The sequence below is a fragment of the Croceicoccus bisphenolivorans genome, assembly GCF_001634625.1.
Taxonomy (GTDB): Bacteria; Pseudomonadota; Alphaproteobacteria; order Sphingomonadales; family Sphingomonadaceae; genus Croceicoccus; species Croceicoccus bisphenolivorans.
Genome location: NZ_LRSE01000004.1, coordinates 17,942 through 41,650 on the forward strand (window position 1 = coordinate 17,942; position 23,709 = coordinate 41,650).

Sequence of the window (23,709 nt, forward strand, 5' to 3'; positions counted from 1 at the left end):
AAAAAGACGAGGGAAGCAGATTGATGCAACGAAGGACATTCCTGAAAAGTGGCGCACTTGCCGTGTCGGCCGCCGCCACTCCCGCAGCGTTGGAGGCTGCGACGTCAGGTAAGTCGGGCAAGCAGCCGAACATCGTTTTCATCATGGCGGACGATCTTGGGTATGCCGATTTAGGCTGTTACGGATCGCGCTCGATCAAGACGCCGGCGATCGATGCGCTGGCCCGGGCCGGTGTGAAACTGACCGACGGTTATTCCAATTCGGCCGTCTGTTCTTCCACCCGCGTCGGCCTGGTTACTGGGCGTTATCAGTACCGCTTGCCTTGCGGGCTTGCCGAACCGCTGATCAGCGATGATCTCGGCCTTCCGGAGGACGAGGATACGCTGCCCAAGTCGTTACAGAAGCTGGGCTATCGCACGGTGCTGGTCGGCAAATGGCACATTGGCGGCGGAAAGAAATACAACCCGCTGCGCGCCGGTTATGACCACTTCTTTGGCATTACTGGCGGTGGAGGCGACTATTTCGCCCATACGCTTAGGCTTGGCCCGATTGTCGCAGGCGGCCTTGTCGAAGGAGAAACGCAGGTGGAGCGTCAGGGTTACCTGACCGATCTGATCGGCGACCGCGCCGTGCAGGAAGTGCGAGACGCGCGAGCGGAGAACAAGCCGCTCTACATGAGCGTTCACTTCACCGCGCCACATTCGCCGTGGGAAGGGCCGGAGGATGAAGAGCTGGCCAAGACCGTTGGCAACTCGTTCCACACCGATGGCGGCAACCTCGAGACCTACGGAAAAATGGTCGAGAGCATGGATCAGAATATCGCCAAGATTGTCGAGGAGTTGAAGGCGCTCGGCATGATCGACAACACGATCATCATCTTCACCAGCGACAACGGCGGCGAACGCTTCTCCGACGTCTGGCCGTTCACCGGTGCAAAGACCGAGCTGCTGGAAGGCGGGATCCGCGTGCCGATCATCGCCAGTTGGCCCGGCCATATCCCTGCGGGGTCGGAAACGTCGCAGATGATGATCTCTATGGATTTCGTTCCCACGCTGCTGCGTGCGGCGGGCGTCAAGAAGATCGAACCGGGCCGCTTCGACGGGGAAGACCTGCTCGATGTGCTGACCGGCAAGGCGGAGCCGCATTCGCGCAAGCTCTACTGGCGCTACAAGGCCGTGGATCAGGCCGCGATCCGCGACGGCGACTGGAAGTACCTCAGGATGGGTGAGCGCGAGTTCCTGTTCAATCTTGCCGAAGACGCGCACGAACGTGCGAACAAGATCAGGCTTGAGCCCGAGCGCTACGCAGCCATGAAGGCAGACTGGCAGGCATGGAACGACACGATGCTGCCTTACAAAGAAACGACACCTTCCCATGGCATCGCCGATTTCCTGGCCGATCGCTACGCGCCCGATCACGAAGGGGGCCTGAAGCTTCCGTCGTTCTGACATGTCGGGAACAGGGGGATCTGAACTGTAGATATCCCTGATCGACGGAGCACGGGGTCAGCTGCCCCGACCAAGGGCAGGGCTTGCCGTGGGTAGGGCGAAGCCGAAAGGGACTGGAATGTCGAAGGCGGTGTTGCAGGCCGACGGGAAACTCATGCATATGCTGGCCAGTATCGAGGACGGCGATGCATCGACGCTGCGGATGATCGAAAGGCCGGTTCCGGAACCCGGCGCAGGCCAGGTTCGGGTGGCGATTGCCGCATGTGGCATCAACTTTCCCGACGTTCTGATGATCGAGGGCAAGTACCAGTTCACCTTCGAGCGCCCCTTTGCGCCCGGTATCGAAGTCGCTGGCATCATCGACGCCGTTGGCGAGGGGGTTACCACGTTGGCACCCGGCATGCGCGTGGTCGTTCAACTCGATAACGGCGGCCTTGCGCAGTTTGCCGTCGTGGATGCCGGCGAAGTCATGCGGCTGCCCGACAGCGTGAGTTTCGAGACTGCGGCTGCGTCCCTGCTGACATACGGCACCAGCTTTCATGCGCTGCGCGACCGTGCGGCACTGGCAGCGGGCGAAACGCTGCTGGTGCTGGGCGCGGCCGGCGGCGTGGGGCTGGCCGCGATCGAACTGGGCAAGATAATGGGCGCGCGCGTCGTGGCCGGGGCGTCAACACAGTCGAAAGCCGATCTTGCCCGCGCTGCCGGCGCGGACGAAGCGTTTGTCTATCCCGCGAAAGTCGACGATCCGCGTGCGCTATCCGCGCTATTCAAGCAGCATTGTCCTGACGGTACCGACGTAGTCTACGATCCGGTCGGCGGTGACTATGCCGAACCGGCCTTGCGGACGATGAATCCCAAGGGGCGCTATCTGGTCGTGGGCTTTGCCGCCGGTATTCCGCGCGTGCCGCTCAATCTCGCCCTGTTGAAGCAGTGTGCCATCGTCGGCGTGTTCTGGGGCGCGGCGCAAAAGTCGTTTCCCGCCGAATGCGACGCGCTGCTGGACGAGTTGTGGGCGCTGGTGGGCGAAGGTACGCTGACGCCGCCTGCACCCACGATCTATCCGTTCGACAAGGGCGGTGACGCCATCGCCGCGCTGAAAGAGCGTCGCGCGGAGGGCAAGCTGGTGGTCAGGATCGGCTGAGCGCGGCGCAGGGGTCAGGTCTGATCCTGCGCCGCGTAATAGCGGATGACCGGTTCGAGGTAACAGACGGTCGCGCCCGCCTTGTCGCTCAGGGTGACTTCCAGAACGACCTGCACTTCACTGCCCTTCAGGCTCGCTTCGGCAAGTTTTCCTGTCGCGCGGATCCTGCTGCCGGAGCGGACCGGCGCAAGGAAGCGCACGCGGTTCAGCCCGACGTTCAGGCTCATCTGTGCACCTGCGACCGCGTAGAGTTCGGGCAGGAACTGGCTGAACAGGGAAAGCGTCAGATAGCCGTGGGCGATCGTGGCCGCGAAAGGCCCGCTGCGCGAGCGTTCAACGTCGACATGGATCCACTGGTGATCGCCGGTCGCATCGGCGAAAAGGTCGATGCGGTCCTGCCCCACTTCGACCCAGCCGGTCGGCCCGAACGACGTGCCGACACGGTCGAGCAATTCGGCGGGGGAGCCGAAACGCAGGGCGGGGCGGGGTGCTTCGGTCATAGCCGAAACACCTTCCCGCCGGTTGCCGATGCGATCAGCGCCCCTTCCACTGGGGCGCGCGCTTTTCGATGAAGGCAAGGGGGCCTTCGCGGAAATCCTCGGTGACCTTCACCCTCTCCTGCGCCTCCAGACCCATGTCGAACAGGGCATCGTCATCGTGGTCGAGCGCCTGCCGCGCGACTTTCAGGCTCTCCCGCACCGCAATCGGGGCATTCGCGCAGATCTTCTGCGCCAGTTCGAGTGCGCCTGCCAGCGCCTCACCCTGCGGGACGACGCGATTGACGAGGCCGAGCTCTGCCGCACGCGGCGCGGGAAGGCGTTCACCAGTCGCGATCAGTTCGAAGGCCAGCGCGCGGGGAATGGCGCGGACGATCCGGTAGACGCCGCCCGCTGCGGCAACCAGCCCGCGCGTGACTTCGGGCAGCGCGAAGGTGGAGTTTTCGGATGCGACGATCATGTCGCAGGCCAGTGCCAGTTCGCAGCCGCCGGCAAGGGCGAAACCGTCGACGGCGGCGATCCAGACCTTGTCGCGCGGATGCTTGACGAAACCGGCGAACTGCCCGTCCTTTGTATACAGGCTGTCGATATTGCCCTTCGACACTTCCTTCAGATCGGCACCCGCCGAAAAGGCGGTGCCGCCCGCACCGGTAAGAACAGCGGCCCAGATGTCCGGATCGTTCTCGACCTGCTTTACCGCGGCGTCCAGCGCCGCGGCGACTTCGCCGTTCACGGCGTTGCGCGCATCGGGGCGGTTGATGGTGACGACCGCGACATGAGGCACATTGGTGGTGACGGTAACGACATCCATGGTCACGATCCTCAGAAGATTTCGAACAGGCCGGCAGCGCCCATGCCCCCGCCAACGCACATGGTGACGACGCCGTACTTGGCCCCGCGACGCTTGCCTTCGAGAAGGACGTGGCCGGTCATGCGCGCGCCGCTCATGCCATAGGGGTGGCCGATCGCGATCGCGCCGCCCGATACGTTGAGGCGGTCATCGGGGATGCCGAGTTTGTCGCGGCAATAGAGGACCTGGCTGGCGAATGCCTCGTTCAGTTCCCAGATGCCGATATCGTCCATCGATACGCCGAACCGCTTCAGCAGCTTGGGAATGGCGAAAACCGGGCCGATGCCCATTTCATCGGGATCGCAGCCGGCGACCGCCATGCCGCGATAGGCACCCAGCGGGGTAAGGCCGCGCGCAGCCGCTTCGCTGTCGCTCATCATCACGACCGCTGCTGCGCCATCGGAAAGCTGGCTGCTGTTTCCCGCCGTGACCGATCCGCCGGCATCCAGCACCTGCCCGCCCTTGAAGGCCGGGGGCAGGGTGCCGATGGATTCGACGGTGGTACCGGGGCGAAGGCCCTCGTCCTGGCCCAGCGTCACTTCGCGTTCCGATACCTCGCCGGTCGCCTTGTCCGCCACCAGCATCGTGGTCGTGACCGGCACGATCTCGTCAGCGAAGATGCCATTGGCAGTCGCTTCGCTGGCAAGCTGCTGCGAACGCGCGCCGTAGGCGTCCTGCGCCTCGCGCGAGATGCCGTAGCGGCGGGCGACGGTCTCTGCCGTTTCCAGCATGCCCATGTAGAGGTCGGGCCGGTGTTCGACGAGCCACGGGTCTTGTGCGCGATAGAGGTCCATGTGCTCGTTCTGCACCAGCGAGATCGATTCCACGCCGCCGCCGACGACGATGTCCATGCCGTCGAACATGATCTGCTTGGCCGCCGTTGCGATCGCCATCAGGCCCGATGCGCACTGGCGGTCGATGCTCATGCCCGAAACTGAAGTCGGCAGGCCTGCGCGCAGGGCCGACTGGCGGGCGATGTTCGAACTGGTGGAACCTTGCTGCAACGCGCAGCCCAGCACGACTTCCTCTACCAGTTCGGGTTCCACGCCGGCCCGCTGCACCGCATGGGCGATGGCGTGCCCGGCAAGCGTCTGCGGCTGGGTATTGTTGAACGCACCGCGATAGGCCTTGCCGATCGGCGTGCGGGCAGTCGAAACGATAACAGCCTCACGAGCGGACATGATGTGTTTCCTCTAACGATTTTTGTGTGTGGCGGGCGCGGGGCGCTTCACGCCGGAAGCGGTTCTTACGGCGCGACGAAGATGTCGATTTCAAGCTGGGAGGAGGGATCGTAGCGGTACTGCGCGAAATCGGTCACGCCTTCGCCGCGCAACACATCCTCGTCCAGAACGAAGTTGCCGGTGTAGGTGCCGGCATCCTTCAGGAAGATGGCGTGGGCCGCATCGGCCATGATTTCCGGCCTGCGCGAACGGCGCATCAGTTCCTCGCCGCCCAGGGCAAATTCCACGGCTGCGGTCGCGATCGTGGTGCGCGGCCAAAGCGCGTTGAACGCGATCCTTTCCGCCGCATATTCCTCCGCCATGCCGAAGGCGACCATCGACATGCCGTACTTGGAAAGGGTGTAGGGCAAATGCTGCGCGAACCAGTCGGGCCGCATCGTCAGCGGCGGGGACAGGTTGAGCACATGGGCATTGGCCGACTTGCGCAGATGCGGCACGCAGGCGCGGGAGACGAGGAAAGTGCCGCGCATGTTGATCTGCTGGATGAGGTCGAAACGCTTGACGTCGATCTCCTCGCTCTTAGACAGGTTGATGGCCGAGGCGTTGTTTACGCAGATGTCGATACCGCCGAAATGCTGCGCCGCCTTGTTCACGGCAGCTTCGACCGCTTCGTCGTCACGCACGTCGAGCAGCAGCGGCAGCGCCTTGCCGCCCGCTTTCTCGATCGCTTCCGCAGCGGTGTAGATCGTGCCTTCCAGCTTGGGGTGCGGCTCTGCGGTCTTTGCCGCGATGACGACATTGGCACCATCGCGTGCGGCGCGTTCGGCAATGGACAGGCCGATGCCCCGGCTGCCGCCGGTGATGAACAGGGTTTTGCCTTCCAGTGACATGATATTTCCCATCAGAATTGGTCCAGCGGCATTTCAAGAACGAGGTTGGAGCCCTTCATCAACGGCTGCAGCCATCCGGCAACTTTGGGCAGTTCGGCTTCGGCGAAGAACAGGCAGGTGGTGATCCGCCCTTCGAGGAACGGAACGTCCGTGCCTTCGTCGGGCGTTGCCAGCCGTGCCTCTGCTTCCTGCGCCTGCTTCAGCCAGAGCCAGCCGACGACCAGATGACCGAAGGCAAAAAGGAACGAGGTTGCGTGGGCAAGAGCGCGGCGGTCGTCCGGTTCGGCAAGGAGGACATCGACTGCCGCCTCTACCTGCCCGAGGGCGGCATCGACAGCGTCGGCAGCGGGACGCAGGCGGGAGTCGGCGGCAACCTCTTCGGTCGTTTCCCGGATCAAGACCGCCAGCTTGCGGAACGTCTCGCCGTTTTCGCGGCGCAGCTTGCGGCCGACAAGGTCGATACCCTGAATGCCGGTCGTGCCTTCGTGAATGGGGTTCAAGCGATTGTCGCGGTAGAGCAGCTCCACTTCGAAATCGCGGGTATAGCCCGATCCGCCGTGGATCTGGATCGCGGTGTCCAGCGCCACCTGCCCCCATTCCGAAGGCCATGTCTTCGTAGCCGGTGTCAGTAGCGCCAGCAGTGCGCCTGCTTCGCGGCGTGCTTCCTCCGTAGGTGCGGAATGCTCTTCGTCCAGCAGCCTTGCGCTATAGAGCACGAGGCCGAGCGCGCCTTGCGAGATGGCCTTCTGCGTCAGCAGCATGCGCTTCACATCGGCATGTTCGATGATCGGAACCTGCGTTTCGCTGGGCGTGCCGACATGGCGGCCCTGTTTGCGTTCGCGCGCGTAGTCCAGCGACATCTGGTAGCCGCGGCAGGCCAGCATCGAACCGGCAAGCCCGACAGAGGTGCGCGCGTCGTTCATCATCTGGAACATCTGCGGCAGGCCCTGCCCGATTTCGCCGATGCGCCAGCCGATTGCGCCCGGCGCACCGCCCGGCGTGTAGCGGCCCTCGCCGAAGTTCAGCGCGCAATTGGGCAACCCGCGCCAGCCCAGCTTGTGATTCAGCCCCGCGACCGTGACGTCGTTACGCTCTCCGTCGGGAAGCGTTTTCGGCACGACGAACAGGGAGATGCCCTTCGTGCCCGCGAGCGGCTGGCCGTCATCGCCCAGCGTCTTGGCCAGTACGAGATGGACCACGTTTTCGGTGACATCGTGATCGCCGGCGGAGATCCACATCTTGTTGCCGGAAATGCGGTAGCGCGGGCCGAATTCGTCTTCGCCCTCGAACTGCGCCTTGGTGCGGATATCGCCCAGCGACGATCCGGCATGGGGTTCGGAAAGGCACATGCTGCCCATCCACGTGCCCGCGACCTGCGGTTCGCCGAACGTCTTCCTTTGCGCTTCCGAACCGTAGCTTGCCAGCACGCGCGCGTTGGCGACCGTGAGCAGCGGGAAAGACGCTGCGGACAGGTTGCCGCTCATCAGGATGCCCAGCGCGGTGAAGTGCACCAGATAGGGCAGCTGCAGCCCCCCCATGTCCTCTTCGAAAGCGGTGCTGAACAGGCCGGCTTCGGCAATCAGGCGAACCGCATCGGCGATTTCCGGCAGAACGGTGACGTCGCCGTTGGGCAGAAGGCTCGGTTCCCTCGTGTCGGCCGCGCGCAAGTGCGGGGCCAGTTCCCGTTCGCCCAGGCGTTCGGCAAGTTCCAGAACGGCGGCCACTTCCTCTTCGGTGTGGCCGGCATATTCCGGACGTTCCAGCAGTGCGCCCAGATCCAGCCACCGCAAGAGGAATTGAATGTCGCGACTATCGATGATCACGTAGAGACTCCTAGATCGTCATACGATTGTGCATGACGGTTAAGGAATAGTCAAGACTATGCCGCCGGCTCGCGCAGGGCGAGGCGCTGGATCTTGCCCGTGGCGGTCTTCGGAAGCTCGTCGCGGATTTCGACCTCGCGCGGGACCTTGTAGCCGGCCAGCCGGCTGCGGCAGTGTTCGACCAGCTCTTTCGGATCGACGGATGCGCCGGGCTTCAGCGACACGAATGCCTTCACGGTCTCGCCCCGATAGGCATCGGCCACGCCCACTACGGCAGCTTCGCGAACAGCGTCATGGATGTAGAGCACGTCCTCTACCTCGCGCGGCCAGACCTTGAAGCCGCTGGCGATGATGCAATCCTTGATCCGGTCGACGAGGTAGTACCAGCCGTCCGCGTCATAGAACGCGACGTCGCCGGTGTGCATCCAGCCGTCCTGCAAGGCGGCAGCGGTTTCCTCCGGGCGCTGCCAGTAGCCCATCATGATCTGCGGCCCCTTGATCAGCAGCTCGCCAATCTCGCCGGGGGGAAGGTCGGCCCCGTCATCGCCGATGACGCGCGCGTGGGTGTAGGGCATCACCTTGCCGATCGAGAGCGCGCCGCTGGCCTCGTCCACCGGGATGTTCGACCCGAAGGGGGAGATGTGCGTATGGGCGGTCGTCTCGGTCATGCCATAGGCAGAGTGGACGGCAATGCCGAGCTTGTCCTTGAGTGTGCCGAGGAGCGTGGGCGGGATCGGTGCGCCGCCGGAATAGACGCGATCGAACGACGCCATGTCGTCCGGCGTGACGCCGGGCACGTTGGCCAGCGCATTGAACGCGGTGATCGCGCCGATGGTGTAAGTGGGGCGATGTTCGCGGATGAGGTCGAGCAGGGCCGACGGTTCCACACGGAAATGCAGGATCATCGATGCCCCCGCGCAAATCGCCGTGGCGATGTGGCAGGAAACGCCGGTAATGTGGAAGAACGGCGCGATCGCGAGGATGCGGCCATCCGGCGCGATATGGCAGTAATCGCGCAGGGCAACACCGTTGAAGGTCATGTTGCCGTGCGAAATCATCGCGCCCTTGGGCTGGCCGGTCGTGCCCGAGGTATAGAGGATAAGCCCGAGGTCTTCGGGCTCGTACGCGACATCGGGCAGCGGGTCGGTTCTACCGTTCTGCAGGATATCCTCCAGCCACTCCACGCCCTCGACCTTGACCGGTTCCGGCAGAACGCGGGCATCGTTGCGTGATTGCATCGCGCGAACCGATGTGACCAGCAGGGTGGAATCCAGCGAACCGATCTCCAGCGCCTTGCGCATTTCGGTGGCGGAGATGTCCTGGCACAAGACCACCGAGGGACTGCAGTCGCCGAAGATGCGGGCCATCTCTGGCCCCTTGTACGCCGGGTTGCCCGGCACGGGGATCGCCCCGACCTTCCAGACCGCGACAAGCATCATCATGTATTGCGGCATGTTCTGCAGAACGATGCTCACGCGGTCCCCGCGCTTCACGCCCTGATCCTTCAGCCACCAGCCCAGCATCGTCGAATCCCGATCGAGATCGGCATAAGTGAACGTACGATCGAAATAGTACATCGCCGCGGCATCACCGCGTTTGGCCACGCAGTCGCGGAAGGCGGAGAGCATGTCGGGAAATTCCAGTGGAGGCGTCGAGGCCGTCGATTGCCCGCCCGGCGCTTGTGCTGTCGTGCCCATCGCCTGTCCGTCGCCTTGCGCCATCATCCATTCTCCTCGATTCATGGCGCGCTGAGCGCCTTATTTAAGGTCCTCAAAACCATCATGCCAACTTGTAGGACGATTTTCGAGTAGAATGAAACTCTCGGCGCGATATTTATCGCGGCCAACGAACGGATTTGCGCTAATTGAAGGGGCAGCCGTTACGGCTGCGATGCGGCGAAAGCCCGATCCGGCAGGTCGTTGATGCGTTCGATGGTGAGCCGGACGTGCCGCCTGCCCGCGGCTTCGGCCTGTTCGGCATTGCCCGACAGGATGGCCTGCGTCATCTCGTTATAGTCGCTCAGTTCCGCCGAATCGCCCGCGCGGTTGAACGGACGGAGCTGTAGCCGCATGATGTGGACTTGCGCGCTGGGGAAGAGCCGCTGCAATTCCTCGTTACCGCTCAACTGCACCATTGTGCGGTAATAGGCTTCGCGCGCATCGATGAAGCTGGCGAAATGGTCGAGCGATACCTGTTCCGACAGGCGCTCGTGATCGGCCAGCAGTCGTGCCCGGTTGCCACCTTCGTCGATCGATAGTGCCGCGCCCCTTGCGGCAAGGCCGAGCAGCATTTCCACGATGTCGAGCAACTGGGTGACTTCCCGCCGCGACAGGCGCCTCACTTCGGCCCCGCGATGCGGCGCGAGCGTGATCACGCCGCTGGATGCAAGGCGGTTCAGGACTTCGCGAATCGTGCCGCGCCCCACTTCGAACGTCTGCATCAGGTCCGGCGCGACAAGGCGCTGCCCCGGAACGTAGCGGCCCTCGTAAAGCCCTCTCAAAAGGCCGCGATAGGTGCGGTCGAACGGGCTGCGATCCACTTCCTTACCGTCGTCCTGATCGTCGATAGTCGCCATGGTCGAGAAGCTGTCTTTCCGGTCTGCAGGTTTGCGCCAAGCACCGCATCTAGTTGCAAGCGGCGCTTTGTTGCAAGCGGTGCGGGGCAATCCCGCGCAGGATCGCCGTAGCCGGAAGCGCACCGGCCCCGCGTAAGAATGCGCCCCGTTACTGGTTCTGGAAGTCCTGCAACCTGCTGATGGCCCTGCTGATGTGCGTCCTTGCCGCCGCTTCCGCAGCCTTGGCCTGACCCGCCATCACCGCATCGGCAATGCGCCCGTAATCGCGCAGCCACGTCGCATCGTCCGCGCGAAGAATCGAACGGAATTGCGTGCGGATCAGGTGGACGCGGACCGTTGGCAGAACCCGGCTGAGTTCCGCGTTGGACGCCAGTGCCGTCAGTGCGCCGTAGAAGCTGTCGCGCGCGACGGCATAATCGGAATTGGTGCTGTCTCCCGACTTGAAGCGTTGCAGCGCCCGTGCCGCTTCCTGAAACCGTGCGAAGGCAGGCCCGTCCCTATTGCTTTCGGCAGCCAGCCGCGCGGCCAGTGCAATAAGCGTCTGCGCAACGACCAGCGTCTCGATCGCCTCGTCCACGCCCAGTACTCGGACCTGTGCACCCTTTTGCGGCACGAGCGAGACGATGTTCATGGCCGCAAGCGCGTTCAGCGCCTCTCTCACCGGGCCGCGGCTTATGCCGTGCGCCGCCGTCAGCTGCGCTTCGTAGATGCGCTGGCCGGGTTCGTAGCGGCCGTCATACAGCCCCTGGATGATGTCGCGCACGACAACCTCGCGGGTCCGTCCCGAGCGGATGTCGTCTTTGCCGTCCGGTTGGTTCAAATGGCAGTCCTCGGTTTGTGGCGGTGAAGCGCCGCGATGCGGTGCATCCGGCCTGTCTCACACATCACCGGATGTGACGCCATAGCCATGGGGAGCGAACTTTCGCGTTATATGCCCCCGACAGTCACAAGTGCGCCGCCGTCGATGACGATTGTCTGCCCGGTCATGTAGCGCGATGCGTCTGCTGCAAGGAACACCGCCGCGCCGGCGATATCCTCCGGCTCTCCGATGCGCGCCATCGGGGTTCCGGAAAGTGCGGTGGCCAGATTGTCTTCGTCTTCCCACAAGGCGCGGGCGAAGTCGGTGCGGATAAGGCCCGGCGCGATGCAGTTCACGCGAACGCCGTGCGGCCCGTATTCTATGGCCAGATTGCGGGCGAGCGCGAAGTCCGCCGCCTTCGAGACGTTATAGGCCCCGATGACCGGCGAACCGCGAAAGCCGCCAATCGACGATACGAAGACGAGCGAGCCGCTCCCCCGCTCTATCATGCCCGGCGAAACCAGCTGCGCGAACCAGTGCGAAGACAGCAGGTTGTTGTGCAGGATCTTTTGGAACTGTTCGTCCGCGATACCCGACATCGATCCGTAGTAGGGGTTGGAAGCAGCGTTGCAGACCATGATGTCGATCTGGCCCAGATGCCGCTTCGCCTGCTCCACCAGCGCTTCGACATCGGCCTTCGACCCCACATTGGCCGGCACCGACCAGGCCCTGCCACCGTCGCGCGCGTTGATGGCATCGGCCACCAGGTCGCATGCCGGCTGCTTGCGGGAGGAGATGATCACGTTGGCGCCATGGGCGGCCAGCGCCTCGGCAATGGCCTTGCCGATCCCGCGCGAGGAGCCGGTGATGACGGCGCCCTTGCCCGTCAGGTCGAAACTGTTCTTCATTGTCGTACCTTCACATTGCGGAGATGCCGCCGTCCAGCTTGATCTCGGCGCCGGTCATGAACCGGCTTTCGTCCGAGGCAAGGTAGACTGCGGCATGGGCGACGTCGTCAGCTTCGCCCAGCCTGCCCAGCGGGACTTGCTTGGCCAGTTTGGCAAGGATCGTCGCTTCGTCCCTGTCGCCGACAAGGTCGTTGAGGATCGGCGTGCGGATGAACGTGGGGTGCACCGAATTGCAGCGGATGTCCCACCCCTGCCGCGCGCAGTGCAGGGCGATCGACTTGCTGAGCAGCCAGACCGCCGCCTTCGAGGCGTTGTAGTTGGCGAAGTTGTGCGATGCGATCAGCCCGGCGATGGAAGAGATGTTGATGATCGACCCGGGCTGGTGCTCCCGCATCAATGGCAGCGCCTGCTTCGTGCCGAGGAACACGCTGTCGTTGTTCACCGCCATGCCGTGGCGCCATTCGTCCAGCGTGAAATCCTCCACGCTGCCGGTCAGCACGATCCCGGCATTGTTGACGAGCACCGACAGCCCGCCAAGATCTTCGCGCGCCTGTTCGATAACGGCAGCCCAGACCGCCTCGCTGGTGACGTCGTGGCGGGCGTGGAACGCCGTTCCGGCACCGAACTCCGCATTGATGTCGTTTGCAACCGATGCGACGCCATCGCCGTTGCGATCGGTAAGCAGGACATTCGCGCCTTCCCGCGCCATGGCCCGCGCCGTGGCGGCGCCAAGGCCCTGTGCCGCGCCCGTTACCAGCGCGTGTTTTCCGGCGAGACGACCGCTCATGCGACTTTGTCCTTCATACGTTCCTGCCGATCATTCGTTGAAGTTGGCGGGACGCGGCCACGGGCTGTTTGCCGACAGGCTTTCGGCTTCGGCAAGCGTCATCACGTCGGCCCAGCCGCCGGTGATTGCAGGATCGGTGCCACGCCATTGCTTGATCTCCAGCCGGGCAAGCTGGTTGCGATGCACCTCGTCCGGCCCGTCGGCAAGCCTTAGCAGGCGGGCCGTGGCATATGCTGCGGGAAGGAGGTGGTCGTTGTTGGTGCCGCCACCGCCGAACATCTGGATTGCCCAGTCGATCACCTGCTGCGCCATGTTCGGCAGGGCGATCTTGATCATCGCGATTTCGCGGCGCGCCACTTTGTTGCCGACGGTGTCCATCATCGCGGCGGCCTTCATCGTCAGAAGACGGCCCTGCTCGATCATGATCCGTGCCTCGGCAATGCGTTCCAGTGTAACGGTCTGTTCCGCCAGCGGACGGCCGAACGGCGCGCGCAGTTCGGCGCGGCGGCACATGCGTTCGAGGATCCGTTCCGTCAGGCCGATCAGGCGCATGCAGTGATGGATGCGGCCTGGGCCGAGGCGGCCCTGCGCGATTTCGAAGCCGCGCCCTTCGCCAAGCAGCATGTTGGACGCCGGAACGCGCACGTTTTCGAACACGACTTCGGCCGCGCGGTCGGGCACGCCGTACATGCCCATGACGGGCAGGGCGCGAATGACGCGGACGCCCGGTGCATCGCGGGGGACGAGGATCATCGACTGGCGGCGATAGGGATCGTCACCGTCGGGATCGCTCTTGCCCATGAAGATGATGACCTTGCAGGCCGGGCTGGTCGCGTTGGTGGTGTACCACTTGCGCCCGTTGATCACGTATTCGTAGCCGTCGCGGATGATCGAACTGCCGATCTGTGTCGCGTCTGACGAGGCGACTTCGGGCTCGGTCATGGCGAAGGCGGAGCGGATCTCGCCGGCGAGAAGCGGCTTGAGCCACTTTTCCTTCTGCTCGTCCGTGCCGTAGCGCAGGATGGTTTCCATGTTGCCGGTATCGGGCGCGGAGCAGTTGAACACTTCCGGCGCGAACAGGCTGCGGCCCATGATTTCGCAAAGCGGCGCATAGTCGACATTGGGCAGGCCGTTCGGGTCTTCCTTCACCGGAAGGAACAGGTTCCACAGCCCCGCCTCGCGCGCCAGCGGCTTCAGTTCTTCCACCACGGGATAGACCGCCCAAGGGCCAAGCTGCTCTGCTTCCTGATAGTAGCGCCGCTCGTTGGGATAGATATGCTCGGCCATGAACGCTTTGAGCCGTTCGCCCAGCTCGATACTTTTCTGCCCCGGTTCCATTGCCCGATTCGTCTCCATCCTTTGCAAGGAATGTCCTACATTATGACGGTTATTGTTCAAGGTTTTTCTGGCAAAACCATACAGATCGATTCGACATGTTGATTATGGATCGTAGGACATTATGGAGGGGCTTCACCTTGCAAGCGGGAGAGCGTTTCGATGCATCGGGATAAGCAGGACAGCGAAGTCGTATCGCCGGTGCTCGAAGCATGGCTGGAGCGGGAAGTACCGGATTTCCGTGGCCCCGCCAGCTTGCACAAGTTCGGTTTCGGACAGTCCAACCCCACGTTCCGGCTGAAGGCCGCGTCGGGCGATTACGTCCTGCGCCGCAAGCCGTTCGGTCCCTTGTTGCCCAAGGCGCACGCGATCGAGCGCGAGTTCAGGGTGCTCCACGCCCTGCGCGGCAGCAACGTGCCGGTGCCCCGGGTCCACGCCTTGTGCGAGGATACGGAGGTGATGGGTGCGGTGTTCTACGTGATGGATTTCGTGGACGGCCGCATCTTCTATGATCAGCGCCTGCCCGGCATGATGGCGGAGGAGCGTTCCGGCATCTTCGATGCAATGAACCGCGCCGTTTCATCGTTGCACAATGTCGACCCGATGGCAGTTGGCCTTGAAGGATATGGCCGGCCCGACGGTTTCATCGAACGACAGGTGTCTCTCTGGACCAAGCAGTACCGTGCAGCCGAGGGCGACCGGTGCGAGGCGATGGAGCAGCTGATCGAGTGGCTGCCGCAGAACCTGCCCGCCGAACAGCCGGCGCGCATCTTTCACGGCGACTTGCGGCTCGACAACATGATCTTCCATCCCACAGAGCCGGAGGTTGTCGCCTTTCTCGACTGGGAATTGTCTACCCTTGGCGATCCGCTGGCCGATTTTGCCTATCACGCGATGGTCTGGCGCGTGGGTGCGGACCTGTTCCGCGGGTTCGGCGATCTGGATCGGGTGCAGACGGGAATACCGGAAGAAGCCGAATATGTCCGGCGCTATTGCGAACGGACTGGGCGCGATGAAATTCCGAACTGGAACTTCTACCTCGCCTTCAGCCTGTTCCGGGTTGCGTCCATCCTGCAGGGTGTCTGGAAGCGGGCTCAGCAGGGGCAGGCGAGTGCGGCCGATGCCGCCATCGTCGGCGCCAAGGCCCACCCGCTTGCGGAAATCGGCGCGCGTATCGCACTGGGTCGGTAGGGCGCGCCGAGCCTTTCCATCCCGCGTGCTACGGTGCGGGTTTGCAATTGTCGTAACCTAATGTACGACGATCGCCGGATTTGTCAGGGTGCAGCGCGCCGTGCCGCAATTTCCCTCAGACCGCCATCGTCGCCACTCGCCATGGCCGGTCATCACAATAGACGGAAAGGCTGTCGAATGAATATGAAGGTCGGCGTCGTTGGGGCAGGTTTGATGGGGGCGGAAATCGCGCTCGTCTTTGCACTCGCAGGGCACGATGTGCTGCTGAACGATCGTGATGGCGATAGCCTCGACCGGGCGATGGCGCGGTTGCGCACGCTGATGGAAAAGGGCGTGGGGCGCGGCTTCTACAACGCGGAGGATGTCGATCCCTGCCTGTCGCGCATCACCGCCACGACCGATCTTTCGGCCTTTGCCGATCGCGAAATCGTCACCGAAGCGGTGTTCGAAGCGATGGACGTCAAATCGGTCGTCCTGAAGACGCTGGACGAGATCTGTTCCGAAGGCTGCATCATCGCATCCAACACCTCGACCATACCGATCTCTTCGTTGGCGGCGCATGTGTCGGCGGAGCGGCGCGGGCGGTTTATCGGCACGCACTATTTCTCTCCGGTATCGCGCATGAAACTGGTGGAGGTGATCCACGGCTTCGACACCGCAAGCGAAACCGTCGATGCCGTGATGGAACTGATGACGGGCATCGGCAAAACGCCGGTCCGCATCAAGGACGTTGCCGGTTTTGCGGTGAACCGCATGCTGCACATGTTCATCATCGAAGCGGTGAAGCTGGTGGAAGAGGGCGTTGCGACGCCGGAGGATCTGGATACCGCGTGCCGCCTGGGCCTTGGCCATCCGATCGGCCCCTTCGCGCTGCTGGATGCAGTGACTTCCAGCCTCAGCGTGCAGGCGCAGGAAATCATGTTCGACGCCTATGGTGAGCGCTTCCGTCCTCCGCCGCTGTTGAAGCAGATGGTGCAGGCCGGCTATGGCGGCGGCAAGGGCAAGCCGGGCTGGCATTCGCTCGATTGGGGAGACAACAAGGCATGAGCGGATCGAACGAAGGCGATCGCGGCGCTGGCATCGACGATCAGGCAATGGACATCCTGTTCCGCGAAGCGCGCAGCTATAACGGGTGGCTGCCCTTCACGCTGGGCGAACGGGAGGCGCGGACCATCTACGATCTCGCGCGGTTCGGGCCAACGTCCACCAACGGCAATCCGGCGCGTTTCGTGTGGGCGCTAAGCGCCGAGGCCAAGGAGAAGGTCGCGGCCTGCGTGATGGAGGGGAACAAGGCGAAGGTGCTGTCCAGCGGCGGCGTCGCCATCATCGGTTTCGATACCGAGTTCCATCGGCATTACGAGAAGCTGATGCCTTTCGCGCCGGAAAAGTACCACGCCCATTTCGCGGCGAACGAACAGGACCGGCTGGACACCGCATTCCGCAACAGCAGCCTGCAGGGCGCCTACCTGATGATGGCGGCACGCGCGCTGGGATACGATTGCGGTCCGATTTCCGGCTTCAACCACGATGCGATGAACGCAGCGTTTTTCGAAGGCACGTCGGTCAGGGCGAATTTCATCTGCTGCATCGGTCGCGGCGATCCGGCTTCGCTGATGCCGCGCAACCCGCGCTTCGACTTTGACGAGGTCAACAGCGTAATCTGATGGTGCACGGCGGGGCGGCAAGGTCGCCTTGCCGTGCTTAAACCTCTGCGGAACATCAGCAAAGGGCAGGCGGCCAAAGCGGTCGCCTGCCCTTTGTTGTTTTATTCTTCTATCGCAGCAGGCTTGGGTACGCGTCCGCTCATCTGGTCTCCGGCCGTTTTCGACAGCCGCGCGAGCGCCGGCAGGCTCAGCAGGCCGAGCAGGCCGACCACCCAGAACACGTAGCTGCATTCCACTGCGCCGATCGCATCGCGGCTGGCGCCGGTCAGCATCGCGCTGACATCGAACAGGATGATCGACAGTGCTATGGCAAGGCCGGCGGCAACCTGCACCACGATCTGCGTTAGCGTTACCGCGCTTGGCACCTGGGCCGGCGCAATCTCGTCATAGGCAAGCGAGGTAAGGCCGGTCATCACGAAAGAGCGTGCGCAACCGGAAACGAAGGCGATCGCGATGATGAGCGCAAAGGGCGTTGCCGCCGTAATAAAGCCACAGCCGCCGATGCCGATCGACATGACCGCCGTCGTGAACAGCAGGACCTTGCGGTAGCTGAAGCGGCGGAACGTGCGGGTCATCAGCGGTTTCATCAGCAGGTCGCCGGCGGCATGGCCGAGAAGCGCAACCCCGGACTGCACCGCCGACATGCCGAAACCGACCTGCAGCATGATGGGCAGCACGAACAGGAACGCGTGGATGGGTACGCGGATCAGGGGCAGCGTCGTGCCGACGGAAATGCGGAAGGTCGGAAGCCGGAACGGTGCCAGCGACAGTATGGGATGTGCCGAACGGCGCAGATGCCGGATGGCAAGCACGGCGGCGACGATGCCGCCCGCCAGGATCGCGATCGTTATCGCGCGCGAAGCCTGCGGGTCTGCCAGTTGTTCAAGGCCGAACAGAAGCAGCGAAAGGGCCGTGCCGTTCAGCAGGAAGCCGGGAAGGTCGAACGGGCGCGTGCGGATCGGGAGGTGGCCAAGAACACGCGAGGCGGCCACGGCCCCGAAAAGGCCGATCGGAATATTGATGTAGAAGATCCATTCCCAGCCCCACAGTTCCGTCAGGAAACCGCCCAGCGGCGGGCCGAGGACCGGGGCGACAAGCATCGGGATGGAGGAGATGTTCAGCAGCCGCAGGAGGCTGGACCGATCCACCGAACCGACGAGGATCAACTGCCCGATCGCAGTCATCAGCGCACCGCTGACCCCCTGCAACGCCCGCGCGCCGACGAACATTTCAAGGTTCGCGCTCAACCCGCAAAGCAGGGACGCGCCGGTGAATCCCAGCAGCGCCAGGATGAAGACGCGCTTTGCGCCGAAGGTGTCGGCAAGCCATGCGCTGGCCGGAATCATGACGGCGGCGGCCAGCACGTAGACCATGATGCCGATGCCCACCTCTACCGGGGTGACCCCGAACGAAACGCCCATCATGGGCAGCGCAGGCGTGATGATCGAGGAATCGAGCATCTGCAGGAAAGCGGCGACGGCCACGACCAGCGCGGTGGCAAGGGCGCCCGGCGGAAGCGAGGTTGCAGGCGGTTTATCCGCCGCAGGTTCGGAGGTCGGCAAGAAATATTCTCCAGCGTAGGGGGCTGCCCGGACGCACCGGGACGACAGGAATTTTCACGAGACCGTCGACGTCGGCGATAGTCGCGGCAGGGATCACGGTCCAGCTTTCGGTAGTCGGACCGTGCGGGTTTACGCGGGTTCCGGTTGTGCAGACGTCGGGCCGGAGCAGGGCGGGCGCGCTGGTTGAACAGTATCCTGCGGATGCGGTCCTGCTGTTCGGGAGAAAGGTTGGCATAGGCCTTCACCATGTTGGCCCACATCGTGTCGCCGCCATGTGGCGGGCAGGCGTGGCAACGCAGAACCGCGCCCATCGGCTGGTCCCGCAAAAGAGGACCTTGTGCTGCAGTCGCAGGGCACGGATTGCCTTATGACAGGAGGACGACCGAACCGGTCGTCGCGCGCGCTTCGATATCGCGATGGGCAGTCGCCGCATCTTCGAGAGCATAGCGATGGTTCACCGCGATCCGGATCTTGTCTTGTTGGACGAGGTCGAACAGTTCGGCGACCAGCGTTTCGCGCTCTTCGGCATCGGCGATGTAATCGTGGAGGGCGGGGCGGCTGACGTAGAGCGATCCCTTGATTGCCAGTTCCATCGGATTGATCGCCGGCGGCGGGCCCGATGCCGCGCCGAACAGTACCAGCAGACCGCGGCGGCGCAGGGATGCGAGCGAGCCGTTGCAGGTGTCCTTGCCGATACTGTCGTAAGCGACGGCGACGCCCGCGCCGCCGGTCAGTTCCTTGACGCGGGCGGCAATGTCGTCCTCGCCGTTGATCAGCACATGGTCGCAGCCCGCCGCGCGCGCGGTTTCGACCTTGGCCTGGCTGCCGACCGTGCCGATGACCGTCAGGCCGATGGCCTTTGCCCACTGCACCGCGATCTGGCCCACGCCGCCTGCTGCCGCGTGGAACAGGATCGGGTCACCGGGCTTCAGGAACGGCCATATCCGGCGGATCAGGTAACCGGCGGTCAGTCCGGCCGACATCATCCCCGCGGCCGTTTCGTCGGAAATGCCGTCTGGCAGTTTCACCAGCAGGTCGGCCGGAAGAATGCGATCGCTGGCATAAGCGCCGGGCACGCTGCCGCCGTAAGTCACGCGGTCGCCGGGCGCGAAGTTCGTCACTCCCTTACCAACAGCTTCCACCACGCCAGCTGCTTCGGAGCCGGGGCAGGCGGGAAGCGATGCCGGGAAACCGCCCTTGCGCATCGTCAGGTCCGCGAAATTGACGCCAATCGCTTTCTGGCGAACAAGAACTTCCCCCGCGCCCGGTGCGGCAGTCGGCACTTCGTCGACACGAAGAACTTCCGGCCCGCCGGTTTCGTGAAATCGTACAATCTTGGTCAAAAATCTTCTCCTGCTCCCGATAGGGGAAAGACCATGCCTGCTTTGCGCGGTCGCTCATTCCGTGCGGGGACTTATCCTTCTGCACCGGCGTTGCCATCATTCCTGCAAAGATTATTTTAGTGCAATAAAAAATATGGAACGACATTGACGTCATACCTTGGTGCGACCGGCGGCTGATGACCCTCCCGACGATCGCTCATTGAAAAAATAAGAGGTATCTTATATTCTGATTCGGAGACAGATTGCCGGAGCAGCGATTCCGGCTCATCACGCCGAGGAGAGGCTCATGGGTTATCCGGATCAGGACCTTGTCGAAACAGTAGAGAAACGGACCAACACCCCGGTCACGCTGGCCGATTTCGACGTGAAGACGGCGGAGGATGTTGCGGCGTTGCGAGCACGCTGGAGCCGCATGGAAAGTAATCCGAAAATCCTCGCTTCGCGCGAAGGATCGGACGATGTCAGCTTTGCCGGGCTGGACATCAAGACGCTCTTGCGCGGCGAGGAAAGCTCAGGCCGCAACAGCGTGCACAGCATCGTGATGGCGCCCGGAACGCGTATCCCGGCTCACGGCAATGACGCCGGTGAAGCATTCTGGGTCGTCGTTCATGGCGAGGTAGACCTCACCATTGGCTCGGAGACGATGACGGTGCCCTCCGCAGGGTTCGGCTTTGCACCTGCCCGGACCACGCAGGCCGTCGCCAACCGCTCTGCTGAACTGGCCGAAGTGTTCGTTATCCACTTGCCCGCCGGAATAGAGCGTGGCTTTGCCGCTGCGCACCGCGCGTTCGGAGATGCGGGTGCCGCCGCGGTCGAACAGGCATGGGCACTTCTGCAGCCTTTCGGCATCACCCTGACCGGCGGCGAAGCGCTTGCCAACGATAGCCGGGTCAACGAACCCGCGCCGCGCATCGACAAGCCTATCGGCAAGCTCGACGATCTGCTGGCGCTGCGCTGTGAATGGAACAAGCTGCCGGGAACGCCAAAGCTGGTGAAGGACCCGTGCGATTGTTACAACGTGACTGCCCTGGACCAGGAAGCCCGCGTCCTGCTCAGTCCGGAAGAATCGCGCGGCGCGGCATCTGCGTTTTGCAATATCATCCACGGCGGGATCGACGTTCCGCCCCATCACCAGCCCACGGAGGAAGAGACCTTCATCGTCCTGCGGGGCGAGGTCCGGTTACGGATCGGCAACCAGACGGCGGAACGGGTGGGTCCCGGGGCATTCGGGTTCGCACCCCGTTACGGCACCCATGCGTTCAAGCAGTTGAGCGAGGGCAAGACCTTCCTGTTTTCGGTAAATACCCCGGGCGGGCACGATCGCGGGTTTGAGATTTCGATAACGGATAGTGACAAGCCGAACTTCCCCGAGATTATCACGGCGCATGGCTTTACCTTCCACGGTCCGCCGGACTGATCGCGTTGCGGTCCGGCCCGCCTCCGCCGGGATGCGTCAGAGTGTGCCGGGGAAGGCGCCGCCATCGATAACAATGTTCTGTCCGGTCAGGTAGCCAGCCGACTGTCCGCACAGGAATGCGCACAGAGCGCCGAATTCGTTAGGCTGTCCAAAGCGTTTTGCCGGTATTGACGTCAGTCGCTGCGTGATGATCTCGTCTTCGCTCAGCGATGCGGCAAGGGCCTCTCCGGAAACGATGCTTTTCAACCGGCTGGTCGCCATGGCGCCGGGCAGCAGGCCATTGATCGTGACATTATGTTGCGCGACCTGCCGCGACAGGCCTGCGATGAAACCGGTAAGGCCGGTGCGCGCGCCGTTGGAAAGGCCCAGCGCCGGGATCGCGGACTTCACGGATGAGGACGTGATGTTGACGATCCTGCCGAACTTGCGATCGATCATGCCGTCGATTGTCGCCCTTATCATTTCGATCGGCGCCAGCATGTTGAGGTCAAGCGCCTTCAACCAGTCGTCGCGCGACCAGTCGCGAAAGTCGCCCGGCGGCGGACCGCCTGCATTGTTCACAAGGATGTCGACGTTGCCGGCCACGGACAGCGCGTGGCGACGGCCTTCTTCGGTGGAAATGTCGCCCGCGGCTGTGCTTACTTTGATCGCAGGGTAGCGCAGTCTGATCGCTTCGGCCGCGGATTCCAGCGCATCGGACCCGCGCGCGGTCATCGTGATGTTGACACCTTCGGCGGCCAGCGCTTCGGCGCAACCGAGCCCCAGCCCCTTGCTCGATGCACACACGATGGCGTTCTTGCCTGCTATCCCAAGTTCCATTGCGTTTGCCCTCCGCATCAGGTTCATCGCTTTCGGCCTCGCCCCGATTCCATTCGGTGGTCCGCGTCTCGACGCAAGTCCGCATGGTCGCTGTTTGTGCTTGCAAGCCCGGCCTATGCCAATAGAAATGTCCTACATTCTTGCCGCAAATCCGGATCGGGACAAGACCCGGATCTCGACCGGATGGTCGGTAGATATATCAGGAGACGTCATGCAGCACGTTCGGCCGGTTGATTTCTCGGTGTATCCCGAGGGGCAGTTCCACAGCCACTTCATGGCCAACTGGGACAACGGAATTGAAAGCTGCATGGCCCTGCTGACCGTTGCGCCGCCTGGCACCGCGACTGGCGCCAACGGGGTGATTTTCGGATCGCATACGCACGATGTCGACCAGTTCTATTTTATTCTCGAAGGGGAGATGACGGTCCACCTTGCCGATGAAACACACAAGGCAGGACCGGGCTCGCTCGTGTTCCTGCCCAAGGGTTTTCCGCATTGGAACCAGAACGATGGCGATGTGCGCGAAATGCACCTCGAACTTCTCGCGCCTTCTGCCATGACCTACGACTTCGCGGCCAAGCACGCCGCAGGCGATCCCATCGCTCCCGGAACCGCGAAGGGCACGATCGCGCGGATCGACATGGCAGAGCGTGCCAGTGGGCAAAGCCTGGTCCGGCCCCTTATCGGATCGGCTACGGGGTCGGACAACTTTGCCATGAACCTCGTCGACCTTGCCGCCGATGCTCCTGCCGGTTCGCTGACGGTGGCCGACGGTGACCGGCTGCTCTACGTCGTCGATGGTGAGCTGACCGTCGAGATCGGGCTCGACAGGCAGGTCGCGGGGCCGCACACGCTGGTCGTGGTTCCTGCCGGCACCGTTTTCCGTGCTTCGAACGGGGGCGTGGTGACCCGTTATGTGGAAATGCTTGCTCCCGAACACCAGACTGTCGCGGAAGTCGCTATGGCCGAGGGGGCTGCGGGGCCGAACGCTTAGGCACCGGCCCCCTTGCCCGATCAGGCCGGATTACTTGGCGGGCGCCATACGTTCTGCCGCAGTGTAGCGCGAAATGCGCCAGCCATCCGGCGTCAGGCGCAGGTCTATGCCCCATTCGCCGATCGCCTGAGGGGTCTCCGGCAGGGTGAGGGAGGCAGACGCATTGCCTTCGGTTTGAACGCGATAGACCGTGATCGTGGCAGCGGCAGACGCTTCGGTCGCGCTGCGCGGGGTGACCAGAACGTTCGTCATGATGTGACACGTGGTGATCGTGCTGGAACGCGCGTTCAGTGCCGCCCGTACTTCGGCGCCGCGCTTTTCGCCGGTCGGCAGTATCAGAACGCCATCGTCGGTGAACAGGTCGGCCGCAGCGTCATTGTCGCCGGCGTCAAGCGCGGAGCACAATGCGACAAGCGCGTCCTGACAGCCGATCTTGCAAGAGAGGTCTTCGATATTCACTGCAGTCTCCAGCTATTGTGTTCTGA

General features: G+C 63.3%; 22 protein-coding genes and 1 pseudogene. 7 read left to right on the plus strand and 16 right to left on the minus strand.

Annotated elements, in window-relative coordinates; translation table 11 throughout:
* Positions 1–23 precede the first annotated feature (23 nt).
* The gene (locus tag A7A77_RS04910) at positions 24–1,448 is read left to right on the plus strand and encodes a sulfatase family protein (RefSeq protein ID WP_082835919.1); all 1,425 of its coding nucleotides are present in this window, start codon (positions 24–26) and stop codon (positions 1,446–1,448) included.
* A 118-nt stretch (positions 1,449–1,566) separates the two neighbouring features.
* The gene (locus tag A7A77_RS04915) at positions 1,567–2,589 is read left to right on the plus strand and encodes an NADPH:quinone oxidoreductase family protein (RefSeq protein ID WP_342668620.1); all 1,023 of its coding nucleotides are present in this window, start codon (positions 1,567–1,569) and stop codon (positions 2,587–2,589) included.
* 14 nt (positions 2,590–2,603) lie between these two features.
* Here the strand turns inward: A7A77_RS04915 and A7A77_RS04920 are convergent, their stop codons facing one another.
* The 11 genes from A7A77_RS04920 to A7A77_RS04970 all read right to left on the minus strand — a co-directional run bounded on the left by A7A77_RS04920 (position 2,604) and on the right by A7A77_RS04970 (position 14,237).
* On the minus strand, positions 2,604–3,089 hold the full coding sequence (locus A7A77_RS04920) for a MaoC family dehydratase (protein ID WP_066554616.1): 486 nt from the start codon (positions 3,087–3,089) through the stop codon (positions 2,604–2,606).
* A 34-nt stretch (positions 3,090–3,123) separates the two neighbouring features.
* Positions 3,124–3,897, minus strand: coding sequence for a crotonase/enoyl-CoA hydratase family protein (locus tag A7A77_RS04925; RefSeq protein WP_066554619.1), 774 nt, complete (start codon positions 3,895–3,897; stop codon positions 3,124–3,126).
* 11 nt (positions 3,898–3,908) lie between these two features.
* On the minus strand, positions 3,909–5,117 hold the full coding sequence (locus A7A77_RS04930; protein ID WP_066554622.1) for an acetyl-CoA C-acyltransferase: 1,209 nt from the start codon (positions 5,115–5,117) through the stop codon (positions 3,909–3,911).
* 65 nt (positions 5,118–5,182) lie between these two features.
* Positions 5,183–6,007, minus strand: coding sequence for an SDR family oxidoreductase (locus tag A7A77_RS04935; RefSeq protein WP_066555428.1), 825 nt, complete (start codon positions 6,005–6,007; stop codon positions 5,183–5,185).
* An 11-nt stretch (positions 6,008–6,018) separates the two neighbouring features.
* Complete coding sequence (locus A7A77_RS04940) at positions 6,019–7,830, minus strand: acyl-CoA dehydrogenase family protein (RefSeq protein WP_066554624.1); 1,812 nt, start codon at positions 7,828–7,830, stop codon at positions 6,019–6,021.
* Positions 7,831–7,886: 56 nt separating this feature from the next.
* Complete coding sequence (locus tag A7A77_RS04945; protein ID WP_172799843.1) at positions 7,887–9,554, minus strand: class I adenylate-forming enzyme family protein; 1,668 nt, start codon at positions 9,552–9,554, stop codon at positions 7,887–7,889.
* A gap of 155 nt (positions 9,555–9,709) precedes the next feature.
* Positions 9,710–10,405 (minus strand): GntR family transcriptional regulator, encoded by a 696-nt coding sequence (locus tag A7A77_RS04950; RefSeq protein WP_066554626.1) that lies wholly within the window; start codon positions 10,403–10,405, stop codon positions 9,710–9,712.
* Positions 10,406–10,553: 148 nt separating this feature from the next.
* Entirely contained in the window at positions 10,554–11,225 is a 672-nt protein-coding gene (locus tag A7A77_RS04955) for a GntR family transcriptional regulator (RefSeq protein WP_066554630.1), read from the minus strand.
* A gap of 107 nt (positions 11,226–11,332) precedes the next feature.
* The gene (locus A7A77_RS04960) at positions 11,333–12,112 is read right to left on the minus strand and encodes an SDR family NAD(P)-dependent oxidoreductase (RefSeq protein ID WP_066554633.1); all 780 of its coding nucleotides are present in this window, start codon (positions 12,110–12,112) and stop codon (positions 11,333–11,335) included.
* 10 nt (positions 12,113–12,122) lie between these two features.
* Entirely contained in the window at positions 12,123–12,899 is a 777-nt protein-coding gene (locus tag A7A77_RS04965; protein WP_066554636.1) for an SDR family oxidoreductase, read from the minus strand.
* 30 nt (positions 12,900–12,929) lie between these two features.
* Positions 12,930–14,237, minus strand: a complete 1,308-nt coding sequence (locus tag A7A77_RS04970) for an acyl-CoA dehydrogenase family protein (protein WP_066554637.1) — start codon at positions 14,235–14,237, stop codon at positions 12,930–12,932.
* Positions 14,238–14,396: 159 nt separating this feature from the next.
* Here A7A77_RS04970 and A7A77_RS04975 point away from each other — a divergent pair, with 159 nt between their 5' ends.
* The 3 genes from A7A77_RS04975 (at position 14,397) to A7A77_RS04985 (ending at position 17,089) form a co-directional block, all read left to right on the plus strand.
* Complete coding sequence (locus A7A77_RS04975; protein WP_066554640.1) at positions 14,397–15,425, plus strand: phosphotransferase; 1,029 nt, start codon at positions 14,397–14,399, stop codon at positions 15,423–15,425.
* A gap of 177 nt (positions 15,426–15,602) precedes the next feature.
* On the plus strand, positions 15,603–16,472 hold the full coding sequence (locus A7A77_RS04980; RefSeq protein ID WP_066554643.1) for a 3-hydroxyacyl-CoA dehydrogenase family protein: 870 nt from the start codon (positions 15,603–15,605) through the stop codon (positions 16,470–16,472).
* Positions 16,469–17,089, plus strand: a complete 621-nt coding sequence (locus tag A7A77_RS04985; protein WP_066554646.1) for a malonic semialdehyde reductase — start codon at positions 16,469–16,471, stop codon at positions 17,087–17,089. Before A7A77_RS04980 ends, A7A77_RS04985 begins: the two co-directional genes overlap by 4 nt.
* A gap of 101 nt (positions 17,090–17,190) precedes the next feature.
* On the opposite strand, the gene A7A77_RS04990 is transcribed toward A7A77_RS04985, so the two are convergent.
* The 3 genes and pseudogenes from A7A77_RS04990 to A7A77_RS04995 all read right to left on the minus strand — a co-directional run bounded on the left by A7A77_RS04990 (position 17,191) and on the right by A7A77_RS04995 (position 19,994).
* On the minus strand, positions 17,191–18,651 hold the full coding sequence (locus tag A7A77_RS04990; protein WP_066554651.1) for an MFS transporter: 1,461 nt from the start codon (positions 18,649–18,651) through the stop codon (positions 17,191–17,193).
* A gap of 140 nt (positions 18,652–18,791) precedes the next feature.
* A pseudogene (locus A7A77_RS18575) lies at positions 18,792–18,977 on the minus strand (TauD/TfdA family dioxygenase); the annotation flags it as partial.
* A 39-nt stretch (positions 18,978–19,016) separates the two neighbouring features.
* Positions 19,017–19,994, minus strand: a complete 978-nt coding sequence (locus tag A7A77_RS04995; protein WP_066554655.1) for a quinone oxidoreductase family protein — start codon at positions 19,992–19,994, stop codon at positions 19,017–19,019.
* Positions 19,995–20,280: 286 nt separating this feature from the next.
* Between A7A77_RS04995 and A7A77_RS05000 the strand changes: the two genes are divergently transcribed.
* Positions 20,281–21,411, plus strand: a complete 1,131-nt coding sequence (locus A7A77_RS05000; RefSeq protein WP_066554662.1) for a cupin domain-containing protein — start codon at positions 20,281–20,283, stop codon at positions 21,409–21,411.
* A 36-nt stretch (positions 21,412–21,447) separates the two neighbouring features.
* On the opposite strand, the gene A7A77_RS05005 is transcribed toward A7A77_RS05000, so the two are convergent.
* On the minus strand, positions 21,448–22,230 hold the full coding sequence (locus tag A7A77_RS05005; protein ID WP_066554665.1) for an SDR family oxidoreductase: 783 nt from the start codon (positions 22,228–22,230) through the stop codon (positions 21,448–21,450).
* Between the two features lie 211 nt (positions 22,231–22,441).
* Between A7A77_RS05005 and A7A77_RS05010 the strand changes: the two genes are divergently transcribed.
* Positions 22,442–23,224: a cupin domain-containing protein gene (locus tag A7A77_RS05010; protein WP_172799844.1), complete on the plus strand. Its 783-nt coding sequence runs from the start codon at positions 22,442–22,444 to the stop codon at positions 23,222–23,224.
* A gap of 30 nt (positions 23,225–23,254) precedes the next feature.
* On the opposite strand, the gene A7A77_RS05015 is transcribed toward A7A77_RS05010, so the two are convergent.
* Complete coding sequence (locus A7A77_RS05015; protein WP_066554671.1) at positions 23,255–23,683, minus strand: nuclear transport factor 2 family protein; 429 nt, start codon at positions 23,681–23,683, stop codon at positions 23,255–23,257.
* Positions 23,684–23,709: the final 26 nt, after the last annotated feature.

Bases quoted from the DNA above. Each gene is read 5' to 3' on its own strand.
- A7A77_RS04910 (WP_082835919.1), top strand. From the start codon at position 24: ATGCAACGAAGGACATTCCTGAAAAGTGGCGCACTTGCCGTGTCGGCC.
- A7A77_RS04915 (WP_342668620.1), top strand. From the start codon at position 1,567: ATGTCGAAGGCGGTGTTGCAGGCCGACGGGAAACTCATGCATATGCTG.
- A7A77_RS04920 (WP_066554616.1), bottom strand. From the start codon at position 3,089: ATGACCGAAGCACCCCGCCCCGCCCTGCGTTTCGGCTCCCCCGCCGAA.
- A7A77_RS04925 (WP_066554619.1), bottom strand. From the start codon at position 3,897: ATGGATGTCGTTACCGTCACCACCAATGTGCCTCATGTCGCGGTCGTC.
- A7A77_RS04930 (WP_066554622.1), bottom strand. From the start codon at position 5,117: ATGTCCGCTCGTGAGGCTGTTATCGTTTCGACTGCCCGCACGCCGATC.
- A7A77_RS04935 (WP_066555428.1), bottom strand. From the start codon at position 6,007: ATGTCACTGGAAGGCAAAACCCTGTTCATCACCGGCGGCAGCCGGGGC.
- A7A77_RS04945 (WP_172799843.1), bottom strand. From the start codon at position 9,554: ATGATGGCGCAAGGCGACGGACAGGCGATGGGCACGACAGCACAAGCG.
- A7A77_RS04950 (WP_066554626.1), bottom strand. From the start codon at position 10,405: ATGGCGACTATCGACGATCAGGACGACGGTAAGGAAGTGGATCGCAGC.
- A7A77_RS04960 (WP_066554633.1), bottom strand. From the start codon at position 12,112: ATGAAGAACAGTTTCGACCTGACGGGCAAGGGCGCCGTCATCACCGGC.
- A7A77_RS04965 (WP_066554636.1), bottom strand. From the start codon at position 12,899: ATGAGCGGTCGTCTCGCCGGAAAACACGCGCTGGTAACGGGCGCGGCA.
- A7A77_RS04970 (WP_066554637.1), bottom strand. From the start codon at position 14,237: ATGGAACCGGGGCAGAAAAGTATCGAGCTGGGCGAACGGCTCAAAGCG.
- A7A77_RS04975 (WP_066554640.1), top strand. From the start codon at position 14,397: ATGCATCGGGATAAGCAGGACAGCGAAGTCGTATCGCCGGTGCTCGAA.
- A7A77_RS04980 (WP_066554643.1), top strand. From the start codon at position 15,603: ATGAATATGAAGGTCGGCGTCGTTGGGGCAGGTTTGATGGGGGCGGAA.
- A7A77_RS04985 (WP_066554646.1), top strand. From the start codon at position 16,469: ATGAGCGGATCGAACGAAGGCGATCGCGGCGCTGGCATCGACGATCAG.
- A7A77_RS05000 (WP_066554662.1), top strand. From the start codon at position 20,281: ATGGGTTATCCGGATCAGGACCTTGTCGAAACAGTAGAGAAACGGACC.
- A7A77_RS05005 (WP_066554665.1), bottom strand. From the start codon at position 22,230: ATGGAACTTGGGATAGCAGGCAAGAACGCCATCGTGTGTGCATCGAGC.
- A7A77_RS05010 (WP_172799844.1), top strand. From the start codon at position 22,442: ATGCAGCACGTTCGGCCGGTTGATTTCTCGGTGTATCCCGAGGGGCAG.